The sequence below is a fragment of the Nocardia puris genome (assembly GCF_036051655.1).
Classification (GTDB): Bacteria; Actinomycetota; Actinomycetes; order Mycobacteriales; family Mycobacteriaceae; genus Nocardia; species Nocardia puris.
This window is the reverse complement of the sequence record NZ_CP107943.1, coordinates 215,123-227,435: the sequence shown is the minus strand read 5'-3', so window position 1 is coordinate 227,435 and position 12,313 is coordinate 215,123. Positions and strand designations below refer to the sequence as shown.

The window sequence follows — 12,313 nt, the reverse complement described above, 5'->3', positions numbered from 1 at the left end:
CTTGTCCGTCCGGTTCACCCGAGCCGGGCCGCGACGTCATGTCCCTTGGGGTGAAAGGCGTTTCTGCGGTGCGAGTACAGGCCGAGCAGGCCGAGTACCTGGTCGTCCGCGATGAGCGGATGACAGTACAGCGACCGCACACCCAGCGCGTGCAGGTGTGCGCAGTAGTCTCGCCAGCGTTCCTCGTCGGTGAGGTCGGCGATCAGCACGCGGCGGTGCGTGCGGACCACATCGGCGCCGGGGGAGTCGGGGTAGTCGCCTTGGGCCTGCTCGAGTGTCGCGGCGTCGCGACACGACCAGCCGACGACTTCGAATCCGTCCAGGCCCCAGGCCGTGATGCCGACCAGCGGGTGGCCGGGCAGCAGACGGGCGATATTGGCGGCCGCCTGAGCGGGGAACGCCGGAGAGTCAGGGGGGAAGATCGCGCCCGGGCCGGGGGAGACCGGGGCCGAGATCGGTGTTTCTAGCATGCGGGCACCTCACTGACAGCGCGTCCGCGGGTGTGGTCTCCTCGACGCCACCACCCGTCGGCCGGAGCGCGCCGACTGGCCATCCACTTTCGCTGCCCCATCCGGGGCGATACACCGCCCGTCCCCGCACGGGCGTCTGCCGCCGGTGAAGGCGGCGTGAAAGGTTGCGCACCAAGGGATCCACTTACCACCCCGGGGTGCACGGAGGGAACCGTTCACCTGCACACAGGTCACGCTCCCGCTCGGGATGTGACGGCCACCACATTAACACCGCCCGGTCGGTCCGAGGGCGGGATTCGGCGGACCCGCCGGTCACGGCTCGATCAGCCCGGCGCGGATCGCGTACCTGGTCAGCGCGAGGCGATCGCGCAGGTCCAGCTTCTGCAGAATGTCGGCCCGGTGCCGGTCCACCGTCTTGGCGCTGATCACCAGGGTCCGCGCGATATCGCGGGTGGAGTGGCCCTCCGCGACCACTTTGAGAATCTCCTCCTCGTGCGGGGTCAGGATGGCCTCGGGCAGCGCCGACCCCTCCCGCGCCCGGTGCAGGTACTCGCGGATCAGTGCGGTGACCGCGCCGGGATAGAAGAACGGCTCCCCGCGCATGGTGGCCCGGCACGCCTCCAGCAGGTCGCGGTCGGCCACCTGTTCGGGTCGGCGGTGGTGGGCATGTTCGTCGACAACATCCCCTACACCGCCACCATGGCGCCGGTGGTGGAAGGCGTGGTGGCCGGGGCGCCCGACGGCGGTCCGGGGCAGGCGCTGTGGTGGGCGTTCGCGTTCGGCGCCGACTTCGGCGGCAACGGCACGGCGGTCGCCGCGAGCGCCAACGTCGTCGCCCTCGGCATCGCGCGCCGCGCCGGTCATCCGATCTCGTTCTGGCAGTTCACCAAATACGGGTTGGTGGTCACCGCGTTGAGCTCGGTGCTGGCGTGGACGTACGTGTGGTTGCGGTACTTCTGAGTCTCAGGCCAGGTACGGGCCCAGCTGCGCGACCGCCTCACCGGGATGGGTGGCGGCGATCGGGCGCCCGATCGCCTGGAGCTTCCATCCGCTGCGCGCCAGGTACAGCTTCGCCGCGATGACGCCGGTGTGGGTGCCGTCGCCCGCGAGGTCGAAGTGCGCGAGCTCCTTGTCGTCCACGCCGTCGACCACGCGGCAGAACGCGTTCCGGATGCGCTCGAAGGTCTGGCCCTGGTAGGAGGTGATGACGAAGACGATGGTCGCCACCTGGTGATGCACGCGGGTGAGATCGACCGAGATCACCTCGTTCTCGCCCTTGCCGATGCCGGTGAGGCTGTCGCCGAGGTGCCGGATCGCGCCGTCGCGCGAGGTGAGCTGGGCGAAGTAGACGGCGTCGAGCAGGTAGTGGTCGCGGTCGAAGATCAGCGCGGCGGCGTCGAGGTCGGCGTGGTCGCTGCCCTGCGCGCCGGGGACCGGGTCCCAGCCCAGGCCCATGCGCAGGTACTGCAGATCCGTCCCGGCGTCGGTGCGCAGCCGCACGGTCTGGTTCACCAGCAGCGGCAGCGGGTGATCCGCGCTGAGCAGCAGTTCCTGCTCCGGCTGCACGTGCTCGACCGGTCCGCCGACGCGCAGGTGGTTCTCGGCGAGCACACCGGCCAACCCGGCGGGGTGACCCTCGTTCAACCCGCTGATCTGCCAGCCGTTCTCGGTGCGCTCCAGCTCCACGGCCACGGCGGCCGACGCGCCGCTCACGCCGGTGAGCCGGTGGTTCAGCACGTTCGCGCCGAGCGCGTCGAACACGTCCACCACCACCGGGTCCGCGTCGGAGAACACGTGGTGCGGGTTGTCCAGCGCCACCACGATCCGCACCGAGACCACCTGCGGTGCAAGCGTATTCATCCGGATGGCGAGCGAGGTCGGCTGCCCGCCGCGCGCGTCGGCCCGCCGCACATCCTCGGTATGCGGTTCGGCGCACGCCGTGCCCGCCTCGTCGCATTCGGCGTCGTGGTCGCTGCGGAACAGCGCCACGATGTGCGCGGGCTCCCCGCTGTGCGCGATCACCACCAGTTCGTGCGTGGTCAGCGAACGTGTTTGCTCCGAAACCTCAGGCACGCGATCCTTCTCCGCTCGGGCCCGGCACCCCCGGACCTGTGAATACCGTCCGCCCGGCGTCCTCCCGCGCCGGACCCTGTCGCGGTGCGCCGGCATCGATCCCGGCCACCCGGCCCGCGACACCCTCGCACACGGTTGTCTGTTCGAGGATAGTCAGCCTGTGCCGCCGATGTGGGCGCCGGACACGAACTCGCCGGTGGGAAAAGGGCGCCCGGCGTCACTCGACCGCGAACTCACCGGCGGTGAGAGGCGAAGCCTGCCACGGGGGAGCCGCTCGCAAAAGTGCCACTCGGCTGCGAACAAGCGAAATCTGCCCCCCTCCCCCTCGAAGCCAGAGACTTTCGTGGATGTCTGCGCGCGGTGCTTCCGATACCGCAACGTGGGACCGCGCACCACCACACCGGGCGCCAAGGCCGACGCCGCCATGAGCAGTGCGGTGTCCTCCATTCCGTGCGCCGCGCTCCACCCGCCGACGGTGAGCAGCAGGTCGCGCCGCCACATCACCCCGGCCGGATGCACGGGCACGTGATAGCGATCCGGTTCGGTGATCCACGCGTCCACCAGCGCGCCGCGCGGAATCGGCCCGTCGGGCAACGCGATCGGGAATTCCCGCAGTGCGCCCGAGGCATGCAGATCCCGCGCCGGACCGACCGCGAAACCGGCGTCCGGATGGTCGCGCAGCGCGGTGAGCAGGGTGCGCAGTGCCGTGGGCTCCAGTTCGTCGTCGGCGTCGAGATTCTGGATCAGCGGCGCGGACGAGCGGCCCAGCGCCACGTTGCGGGTGACGGCCGCGCCCGCACGGGTCCCGTTGGCGGACAACGACACCCGCGGATCGGCGAGCGCGCCGCACCGGGACAGCGTGGTGGGGATGCCGTCGAGTTCACCGTCCACCTGGACGGCCAGCGCCAATCGGTGTGGGTCTGCGCGGCCAGGGAGCGCCAGGCGTCGGGAGGTAGCGCTCGTAGGCGGCGTGCACCGCCGTCAGCACTTCTACCCGCATAGGCACCAGAGCGAGCCTGGCAGGCGCCCGAACGCACCCGCGAGGCGATCGACGTCGCACTCAACGGCCTCGCGCCGGGCACGCCGTTCGAGGGGCAGGGTGAGCTGTTGCGGACCCGCGCCGCCGAGGCGGTGCGCGAGCACCCGCGCGACCACATGTTCCACCTGCGTCTGTCCACGGGTGAATTCCTCTGCGGCCATTACGATCCCGCGCTCGAACAGGTCGACACCGCGCTGGAACTGCTGCCCGCGATCGGCTGGCGGGGCAGTCATCAACTGCTGCTGGAGCAATTCACGTCGCAGCGCACCGCGATCTTGCAGGGCCGCGCCACCGCCCGTCGCGACGCCGAACGCCAGGAACGGCTGGACCACCACGAGCGGACGATCGAGGACCTCGTCGGCAATGTGCGCCGCTCGCTGTTGCGCTCGGTCGAACTGGTCACGACCTTCGCCGCCGTCATCGCGTTCGCCGTCGGCTCGCTCCAGATCACGCTCAACGGCAACCTGGATCTGAAGGGCCGGGCGATCCTGATGGCCGAGCCCGGCGGCGGCCTGCTCTTGTTCGCCCTGGTGATCGCAGGCGGCTCCTGGCTCATCACCCGCAACCTCAGCACGCGCGCGGCAACGACGAGGAGTGAGCAGCAAACCGGCCCCGCGATGGGTCGGGCCCTGTGCGAATTGTCCGTATCCACCGGTAGCGCAACGTCGTTCGGTGCTCGCGCGATTGCGCTGTCCACCAGCGGGATTGACGATTCGTTAACCACCGGTTCGCGGAATCTCCTGTCCCGCACCGCCTTCACCGAGCCCATGTACGCTCGGCTCCGTGATTACCCTCAGAAAAGAAGACGGGGCGGCGGATCTCGCGGGCATCACCAAGCTGAGCGTCGGCGTGAGCTGGGACCCGAGCGGTGGCACGAGCGGCGGTGCGCTCGGCTGGGCGCGGCGCAAGCGCGGCGTGGACCTCGACCTCATCGCGATCCTCATGCAGGGCTCGGAACCGGTGCGTTTCGCCGGTCTCGACTCGCTCGACCCGCTCGGCAACGGCTCGGTCGTGCACAGCGGCGACGAGCAGACCGGCGCCGCCTCCGGTGACGACGAGACCGTGCACGTCACCCTGGCCAACGTGCCCGACGGCATCGACGCCATCGTCTTCGTCGCGGCCGCCTTCAAGAAGGGTTCCAGCTTCGAGAAGGCGAACAACATCTCGTTCAAGATCTACGACGCCTCCGGCGGCAGCTCCCAGCAGGTGGCCGACATCTGGCCCTCGCTGCTCGGCGACGAGAACGCCAACGCGGTCGCCCGCGCCTTCCGCAACGGCGCCGTCTGGCAGCTCGAGGTGCTCAACCGCAAGGGCAAGATCAAGCAGGGGGACAAGCAGGCGCTGCTGCGTTTCGCGATGGAATAAGGGGATTCAGTCCGGCACCAGTCCGCCGGCGAGTACGCGGTGCGCCGCGTCGATCGCGTCCGGCGTGTGCTCGAAGATCTGCGCGTCACCGCCCGCGGGCAGCGCCCCGACCGCCGCGAGGCGTCGGCGGTGATGGTCGCGCAGACCCGACATCAGCACCGTGATGTGCCGGTGCTCGAGTTTGCGCACGGCGTCTTCGAGCACGAGCGCGCCCGTGGTGTCCAGCGCCGTCACGTGCCCCATGCGCAGGATGACCACGCGCACATCGGACACGTCGGCCAGCTCCAGCAGGAAGCGGTGCGCGGTGGCGAAGAACAGCGGGCCGTCGATGCGGTAGGCCACGATGTGGTCGTGCAGCAGGGACCGCTCTTCGGCGAGGTGGTCGTCCTCGTCGAGCGGAACCTGGTGCAGCCCCGCCTCTTTCGCCACCGAGCGCAGCGCGAGCACCACGGCGAAGCCGACGCCGACGGCCACCGCCGTCACGAGGTCCAGTGCCACCGTGACGCCGAAGGTGACGACCATGATGAGCGCGTCACCGCGCGAGGCTCGCGCGATCGCGGCGAGCGAGGCGGTCTCGACCATCCGCACCGTCGTCGCGAGCAGCACACCGGCCAGCGCGGCGACGGGGATGTCGGCGACCAGCGGCGCCGCCAGGTACACGATGCCCGCCAGCACCGCGGCGTGCGTGAGCGCGGAAAGCCTGGTGCGGGCCCCGGATCGGACGTTCACCGCGGTTCGCGCGATCGCGCCGGTGGCGGGCACGCCACCGAACAGCGGCGCCGCCACGTTCGCCAGACCTTGCCCGAACAGTTCCCGGTCCGGATCGTGCCGAGTGCCGACCGCCATCGAGTCCGCCGCCGTCGCCGAGAGCAGCGATTCCAGCGCCGCGAGCGCGGCCACGGCCAGCGCGGGCGCGATCAGCCCGCCGAGCTGATCGAAGTGCAGGAAATCGAGTGTGGGAGCGGGCAATCCGGACGGTATCTCCCCGATCGGTGCGAGCTGGAGCCCGAACACCTGCGCGACCACGGTGGCGCCGACGACGGCGAGCAACGCGAACGGCAGTTTGGGCAGGTACCGCCCACCCACCAGCAACACTGCCGCCACCGCGAGCGCGGTCACCAGCGGCAGTGGGTCGGGGTCGGCGGCGAACCGCGACACCGCATCGGCGGCCGCCTGCCACACCTTCTCGCCGTGCGCGTCGGCGACGCCCAGCGCCGCCGGGAACTGCTGTAGCGCGATCACCACCGCGATCCCCGCGGTGAACCCCTCGATCACCGGGGCGGGCATGTACCGCACGGCCCGCCCCACGCCGGCGATCGCGAGCACGATCAGGACCAGGCCCGCGATCAGCCCGACGGCCAGCACGCCGGACGCGCCGTGCTGGTGCACGATCGGCACCAGCACCACGGTCATCGCGCCGGTCGGGCCCGACACCTGGAAGCGCGACCCGCCGAACACCGCCGCCACCGCGCCCGCGACCACGGCGGTGGCCAGCCCGGCCGCGGCACCCAGACCCGACGAGATGCCGAACCCGAGCGCCAGCGGCAGCGCGACCAGCGCGACGATCAGGCCCGACAGCAGGTCGGCACCCGGTTTGCGCACGGCCGCCCGCCAATCGGACCACCGCGGCAGCAGGTCCCGCGCGCTCACCGCGCGTCGGCCAGCCGCAGCTTCAGCGCGGCGAGCTGTTCGCGCAAGCGGTCGGGCAGCCGGTTGCCGCCGATGGTCGCGTACCACTCGTCGATCGACGCGGTCTCCGCGATCCACTCCCCGGTGTCGACGGCGAGCGCGGCCTCGGCGAGTTCCCTTGCGCCGTCCGGTAATCCGGACAGATCGAGCGCGTCGACGGGCGGCACCCAGCCGATCGGCGTGCGCACGCCCTCGCCCTCGCCCTCGATCCGCGCGAGCGCCCACTTCAGCACCCGGACGTTGTCCCCGAAGCCCGGCCACAGGAACTCACCGGCCGCGCCGCGCCGGAACCAGTTGACCTGGAAGATCTTCGGCAGTTTCGCGGGGTCGGCGTCCGCGCCGAGCCGCAGCCAGTGCGCGAAGTAGTCGCCCACGTGGTAGCCGAGGAACGGCAGCATCGCCATCGGGTCGCGGCGTACCACACCCACCGCGCCCGCCGCCGCGGCCGTGGTCTCCGACGACAGCACCGAGGCGGTGAAAACGCCGTGCTCCCAGTCGAAGGTCTCCGCGACCAGCGGGACGGTGCTCGCGCGGCGGCCGCCGAAGAAGATCGCCGAGATCGGCACCCCGGTGGGATCGTTCCATTCCGGCGCCACCGAGGGGCACTGCTCGATCGGCGTGCAGTACCGCGAATTCGGATGGGCGGCGGGTCTTCCCGAGTCCGGGGTCCAGTCCCGCCCGTGCCAGTCGATCAGGTGGGCGGGCGGAGTGTCGGTCATGCCCTCCCACCACACGTCGCCGTCGTCGGTGCGGGCGGTGTTGGTGAAGATCGAATTGCCCAGGGCGATGGTGGCTATCGCATTCGGGTTCGTCTTCGCGCTCGTCCCCGGCGCGACGCCGAAGAAGCCCGCCTCCGGATTCACCGCGTAGAGCCTGCCGTCGGCGCCGAAGCGCAGCCAGGCGATGTCGTCGCCGATCGTCTCAGCGCGCCAGCCGGGCAGCGCGGGCTCGAGCATGGCCAGGTTGGTCTTACCGCACGAAGACGGGAATGCCGCCGCGATGTAGTGCGTACGCCCTTGCGGCGAGGTGAGTTTCAGGATCAGCATGTGCTCGGCCAGCCACCCCTCGTCGCGGCCGAGCACCGAGGCGATGCGCAGGGCGAAGCACTTCTTGCCGAGCAGGGCGTTGCCGCCGTAGCCCGAACCGTAGCTCCAGATGGTGCGCGTCTCCGGGAAGTGCGCGATGTACTTGGTCTTGTCGCACGGCCACGGCACGTCGGCATGGCCGGGCGCCAGCGGCGCGCCCACCGAATGCAGGCACCGCACGAAATCGACCGCGTCGGTGAGCTTCTCCCACACCGGCTCGCCGGAGCGGGTCATGATCCGCATCGACGCCGCCACGTACTCCGAATCCGTGATCTGCACACCGTATTTCGGATCGTCGGCATCGAGCGGGCCCATGCAGAAGGCGATCACGTACATCGTGCGGCCCGCCATCGCGCCCCGGTAGTGCTCGGTCATCACCGTGCGCATGTCCACCGGGTCGACCCAGTTGTTCGTCGGGCCCGCGTCGTTCGGGTCGGTCGAGCAGAGGAACGTGCGGTCCTCCACCCGGGCCACATCGTCGGGGTCGGAGACGCACCAGAACGAATTCGGCTTGGCGGTGAGCGGCACCAGGGTGCCCTTCTCCACCAGGAGCCCGGTCAGCCGGTCCCATTCCGCGCGGGAGCCGTCGCAGAACACGACCCGCTCCGGTGCGGTCAGTTCGGCGACCTCGGCGACCCAGGACAGCACGGCGGCGCTGCGGGTCGGGGCGGTCGCTTCGGCGCTGCGGTCGGACACGGCATCACTCCTTCTGTGAACTTGCCAGATATTCAGTTTAGAAAGTCTGCAAACAGCCTGCGTGCGAGGGTCTTGGTGCGCTCTCGGAGGGGGTCAGGCCGTGTTTTCCAGTGCCTCGGCTTGTCCCGCGACGACGCCCGTCAGGATCGCCCGCGCCGTCGCCAGCAGTTGCGCGACCTCGGGGGAGGTGAGTTCGTAGGTGACCGACAGTCCCTCGCGCCGCGCGGTGACCAGTCCGGCCCGCCGCAGGATCGACAGTTGCTGCGACAGATTGGCCGCCTCCACCTCGATCTCCCCGAGCAGTTCCGACACCGCGTGCTCGCGCTGGCTCAGCAGCTCGAGCACCCGGATGCGCACGGGATGGCCGAGCGTCTTGAAGAAGTCGGCCTTCATCTGATAGAGCGGCCTGCTCGATCCGGGCACCCGCGCCACTCCCTTTCCCACTCGCGTGCGCGCCCGGTGATCACCGGACCACGCTGGTTGCAGAGTTTAGCAATCAGCGCAATCGGTGTCGTTCGCAGGTGACCGAAGACGGTACCGAGGCACACCTGGAGCCGGGTGCGCTCACGGGCGGTGGGCGCGGATCTCCGAAAGGGTCGGCGGCGGTTCGGTGCGGCCGGTGAGGTCGGCCAGGGTGGCCCACAGCTGGTCGTAGCGGTCGGGGCCGAGGCGGTGCTGCCAGTCCTCGAGTACGTGGGCGACGGCGCGGTGGATATCGCGTTCCAGGTCGCGGCCCGCCGGGGTGAGCCGGATGAGTTTGGCGCGGCCGCCCGCGCCGGGGGCGCGGAGCAGGTAGCCGTGGCCTTCGAGGTGGGTGACGAGTTCGTGCATGGACTGCTTCGTCATGCCCGCGTGCGCGGCGAGTTCGGCGGTGTGCGAGCCGTCGATGCCGCCGAAGCGGAACAGTTGCAGGTGGGCGGGACGCAGGTCGGGATGGCGCGGCGCGATCTCGGCGTGGATGGCGGCCAGGGCCTGGTCGAACGCCACACGCAGCAGTCCGAAGCGCCTGCCCGGCGCGGGGGTGCTGTCTTCGATTGACACCCGAGTCAGGCTACCTTACCGTAGCTGGTCAGGAAACCTGACTGTGAGGAGTGGCTCGTGATCGTCGAACAGGGCGCCAGGGAACAACTGGGGGTATTGCTGGCGGGCAAATGGGTGGTGCCGGTCATCGGGGCGGTGGCCGAACTCGGGATCGCCGACCTGGTGGCCGACGGTCCGGTCGAGGTGGCCGAGCTGGCGAAATCATCGGGAACGCACGAGAATTCGCTGCACCGGCTGTTGCGGGCAGCGGCGAGCATCGGCGTCGTCAGCGCCGACGGCGACACCCGCTACGGTCCCACCGCGCTGTCGGAATGCCTGCGGGCCGACGTGCCGGGCTCGCTGCGCGCCGCCGCGATCATGTTCGCGATGGATCCGTTCTGGTCGCCGTACGCGCGGATCCGGCACAGCGTCACCACCGGGGAGCCCGCGTTCGACCTGCATTTCGGCACCACGATCTACGACTACCTGCGCGACCATCCCGAGCACGCGCGGGTGTTCGGGTCCGCGGCGGCGGCCTTCCACGCCGAGGCCATCCGCTCGGTACCGCACGCCTTCGACTTCTCGCCCTACGCCACCGTGGCCGACATCGGCGGCGGCACCGGCGCGTTGCTCGGCGCCGTACTCGGGGCGAATCCCGGTGTGCGCGGCGTGCTGCTCGAACTGCCCGAGGTGGCGGAGTGCGCCGAAAAATATTTGGCGGCAGCGGGTTTGGAAGAGCGCGTGGACATCGTGCCTGGCGACTTCTTTGTCGGGGTGCCGCGCGCGGACGCATACCTGATCAAGAGTTGCCTGCACAACTTCCCCGACGACCGCGTGGTCGAGGCGTTGCGGGTGATCCGGTCCGCGATCCCCGACGGCGCACCGCTGCTGGTGATCGAGACGGTCATCCCGCCCGGCGACGGTCGGCACTACTCGAAGTTCGACGACATCGAGATGCTCGTCATAGCTGGCGGGGCGGATCGGACGCGGGCTCAGTGGTCGGGCCTGCTCGCCGCCGCCGGATTCGGCCTCGACCAGGCGTTGCCGTGCGGCGACCGGTTCTCGATTCTGCTCGCGATGCCGCGTTGACCGGGTGTTCTTCGCAACTCGACACTTGAGATTTAGGTGAACCGAACTTTACTATTCGTAACTATGAAGGTTTGGCTCCACCGGTGGTCGCCCGTGCGCGTGTTCATACCCCTGCTCGTCGCGGTAGGGGTGGTGTGTACGGCGACCGCCTGCGGGGAGTCGCGCGGAGCGAACGACAAGCCGGTCGTGCTCACCACGTTCACGGTGCTGGCCGATATCGCGCGCAACGTGGCGGGGGAGCACCTCGCGGTGGAGTCGATCACCAAGGTGGGCGCGGAGATTCACGGCTACGAACCGACGCCGGGCGATATCCGCAAGGCGTCCACGGCCGACCTCATCCTCGACAACGGGCTCAACCTGGAGGCGTGGTTCGGGCAGTTCGTCGCCGATCTGGACGTGCCGCACGTGGTGGTGACCGAGGGCGTCACGCCCATCTCCATCGCCGAGGACGCCTACGCGGGCAAGCCGAACCCGCACGCGTGGATGTCGCCGCTGAATGTGCAGATCTACGTCGACAACATGGTCCGCGCCTTCGCCGACCTGGCCCCCGACCACGCCGAGGCGTTCCGCGCCAACGGCGAGGCCTACAAGGTGCAGTTGCAGCAGATCCACGACGAGCTGACCGGCACCCTGTCGGCCCTGCCCGCCAACGAGCGCGCGCTGGTGACCTGCGAGGGCGCGTTCTCCTACCTGGCCCGCGACGCCGGCCTCACCGAGAAGTACATCTGGGCGGTCAACGCCGAACAGCAGGCCACCCCGCAGCAGATCACCTCGGCCATCGACTTCGTGCGCGCCAACCGGGTGCCGGCCGTGTTCTGCGAGTCGACCGTGTCCGACGCCCCGATGCAGCGCGTGGTCGAGGCGACCGGGGCGCGGTTCGGCGGTGTGCTGTACGTGGATTCGCTGTCGGAGGCCGACGGGCCGGTGCCGACCTACCTCGAGCTGCTGCGCCACGACGCCAAGACCATCGCGACGGCGCTGACGGGAGCCACGCTATGAACCCGAGTATCGAGATCCAGGGCGTCACCGTGCATTACGGTGACGTGCTCGCCCTCGACGGCGTCGATCTCACGCTGCGTCCCGGCCGGGTCTGCGGGCTGATCGGCATGAACGGCTCCGGCAAGTCGACGCTGTTCAAGACCATCATGGGGCTGGTGCGCCCCGATCGCGGCACGGTGCGGGTGGACGGCGGTTCGCCCGCCGACGCGCGCAAGGCCGGCGTGCTCGGCTACGTGCCGCAGAGCGAGGACGTGGACTGGAACTTCCCGCTCACCGTGCGCGATGTGGTGATGACCGGCCGCTACGGGCACATGGGGTTCACCCGCCGCCCGCGCCGCGCCGACAAGGAGGCGGTGGCCGAGGCGCTCGCGCGGGTCGAGCTGACCGACCTCGCCGAGCGGCAGATCGGGCAGCTCTCCGGCGGGCAGCGCAAGCGCGCTTTCGTGGCGCGCGGCATCGCCCAGGGCGCCACGATCCTGCTGCTGGACGAGCCGTTCGCCGGCGTGGACAAGCGGTCCGAGCGCACCATCAGCACGCTGCTGCGCGAGCTCGCCGATTCCGGTGTGTCCATTCTGATCTCCACGCACGACCTGCACGCCCTGCCCCAATTGGCCGACGAGGCAGTGCTTTTGATGCGGCGCGTGCTCAAGCACGGTGACCCGCACGAGGTGCTGCGCCCGGAGAACCTGGCGCTGGCGTTCGGCCTGGACGGCGACGACCGCGATACGTTCGCGAAAGCCGGGTGAGCGCGGTGACTTTCGCCGAACTGTTCCTCGATCCGCTGCGCT

General features: G+C 70.1%; 12 protein-coding genes and 2 pseudogenes. 5 read left to right on the top strand and 9 right to left on the bottom strand.

The genetic code is table 11. The features are described from left to right. Positions 1 to 14 precede the first annotated feature (14 nt). Together OHB21_RS00920 and OHB21_RS00915 are read right to left on the bottom strand one after the other, a co-directional pair. Positions 15 to 470, bottom strand: a complete 456-nt coding sequence (locus tag OHB21_RS00920) for a GAF domain-containing protein (protein ID WP_195125661.1) — start codon at positions 468 to 470, stop codon at positions 15 to 17. 312 nt (positions 471 to 782) lie between these two features. Further along, positions 783 to 1,118: pseudogene (locus OHB21_RS00915) on the bottom strand (helix-turn-helix domain-containing protein); the annotation flags it as partial. On the opposite strand from OHB21_RS00915, the pseudogene OHB21_RS00910 reads away from it, so the two are divergent. Continuing rightward, positions 1,101 to 1,430, top strand: a pseudogene (locus OHB21_RS00910) (hypothetical protein); the annotation flags it as partial. The pseudogenes OHB21_RS00915 and OHB21_RS00910 overlap by 18 nt on opposite strands. Positions 1,431 to 1,433: 3 nt before the next feature. On the opposite strand, the gene OHB21_RS00905 reads toward OHB21_RS00910, so the two are convergent. The 3 genes from OHB21_RS00905 to OHB21_RS00895 all read right to left on the bottom strand — a co-directional run bounded on the left by OHB21_RS00905 (position 1,434) and on the right by OHB21_RS00895 (position 4,187). Continuing rightward, positions 1,434 to 2,543 carry a TerD family protein gene (locus tag OHB21_RS00905; protein ID WP_195125663.1) on the bottom strand — a complete coding sequence of 370 codons (1,110 nt, stop codon included), beginning with the start codon at positions 2,541 to 2,543 and terminating at the stop codon, positions 1,434 to 1,436. A 153-nt stretch (positions 2,544 to 2,696) separates the two neighbouring features. Then, positions 2,697 to 3,452, bottom strand: a complete 756-nt coding sequence (locus OHB21_RS00900) for a glycosyltransferase family 2 protein (RefSeq protein WP_228791178.1) — start codon at positions 3,450 to 3,452, stop codon at positions 2,697 to 2,699. An 81-nt stretch (positions 3,453 to 3,533) separates the two neighbouring features. Next, positions 3,534 to 4,187: a hypothetical protein gene (locus tag OHB21_RS00895; protein ID WP_228791180.1), complete on the bottom strand. Its 654-nt coding sequence runs from the start codon at positions 4,185 to 4,187 to the stop codon at positions 3,534 to 3,536. 178 nt (positions 4,188 to 4,365) lie between these two features. Here OHB21_RS00895 and OHB21_RS00890 point away from each other — a divergent pair, with 178 nt between their 5' ends. Then, positions 4,366 to 4,947: a TerD family protein gene (locus OHB21_RS00890; RefSeq protein ID WP_067508644.1), complete on the top strand. Its 582-nt coding sequence runs from the start codon at positions 4,366 to 4,368 to the stop codon at positions 4,945 to 4,947. A 6-nt stretch (positions 4,948 to 4,953) separates the two neighbouring features. Here OHB21_RS00890 and OHB21_RS00885 read toward each other — a convergent pair whose 3' ends face one another. The 4 genes from OHB21_RS00885 to OHB21_RS00870 all read right to left on the bottom strand — a co-directional run bounded on the left by OHB21_RS00885 (position 4,954) and on the right by OHB21_RS00870 (position 9,458). Beyond that, complete coding sequence (locus tag OHB21_RS00885) at positions 4,954 to 6,597, bottom strand: SulP family inorganic anion transporter (protein ID WP_195125664.1); 1,644 nt, start codon at positions 6,595 to 6,597, stop codon at positions 4,954 to 4,956. Continuing rightward, on the bottom strand, positions 6,594 to 8,417 hold the full coding sequence (locus OHB21_RS00880; protein ID WP_195125665.1) for a phosphoenolpyruvate carboxykinase (GTP): 1,824 nt from the start codon (positions 8,415 to 8,417) through the stop codon (positions 6,594 to 6,596). The genes OHB21_RS00885 and OHB21_RS00880 overlap by 4 nt, the downstream gene beginning before the upstream one ends. Positions 8,418 to 8,510: 93 nt before the next feature. After that, on the bottom strand, positions 8,511 to 8,810 hold the full coding sequence (locus OHB21_RS00875; protein WP_067508638.1) for an ArsR/SmtB family transcription factor: 300 nt from the start codon (positions 8,808 to 8,810) through the stop codon (positions 8,511 to 8,513). Positions 8,811 to 8,981: 171 nt separating this feature from the next. Continuing rightward, complete coding sequence (locus tag OHB21_RS00870) at positions 8,982 to 9,458, bottom strand: MarR family winged helix-turn-helix transcriptional regulator (RefSeq protein WP_195125666.1); 477 nt, start codon at positions 9,456 to 9,458, stop codon at positions 8,982 to 8,984. Positions 9,459 to 9,515: 57 nt separating this feature from the next. On the opposite strand from OHB21_RS00870, the gene OHB21_RS00865 reads away from it, so the two are divergent. The 3 genes from OHB21_RS00865 to OHB21_RS00855 all read left to right on the top strand — a co-directional run bounded on the left by OHB21_RS00865 (position 9,516) and on the right by OHB21_RS00855 (position 12,271). After that, on the top strand, positions 9,516 to 10,526 hold the full coding sequence (locus tag OHB21_RS00865; protein WP_195125667.1) for a methyltransferase: 1,011 nt from the start codon (positions 9,516 to 9,518) through the stop codon (positions 10,524 to 10,526). 63 nt (positions 10,527 to 10,589) lie between these two features. Next, positions 10,590 to 11,525, top strand: coding sequence for a metal ABC transporter substrate-binding protein (locus OHB21_RS00860; RefSeq protein ID WP_195125668.1), 936 nt, complete (start codon positions 10,590 to 10,592; stop codon positions 11,523 to 11,525). Next, entirely contained in the window at positions 11,522 to 12,271 is a 750-nt protein-coding gene (locus OHB21_RS00855; protein WP_067508634.1) for a metal ABC transporter ATP-binding protein, read from the top strand. Before OHB21_RS00860 ends, OHB21_RS00855 begins: the two co-directional genes overlap by 4 nt. The last annotated feature ends 42 nt before the right edge of the window (positions 12,272 to 12,313 follow it).

What these genes read in the sequence shown, in the direction of transcription:
- OHB21_RS00860 (WP_195125668.1), top strand. Translation starts at nt 10,590, where the DNA reads ATGAAGGTTTGGCTCCACCGGTGGTCGCCCGTGCGCGTGTTCATACCC.
- OHB21_RS00920 (WP_195125661.1), bottom strand. Translation starts at nt 470, where the DNA reads ATGCTAGAAACACCGATCTCGGCCCCGGTCTCCCCCGGCCCGGGCGCG.
- OHB21_RS00875 (WP_067508638.1), bottom strand. Translation starts at nt 8,810, where the DNA reads ATGAAGGCCGACTTCTTCAAGACGCTCGGCCATCCCGTGCGCATCCGG.
- OHB21_RS00855 (WP_067508634.1), top strand. Translation starts at nt 11,522, where the DNA reads ATGAACCCGAGTATCGAGATCCAGGGCGTCACCGTGCATTACGGTGAC.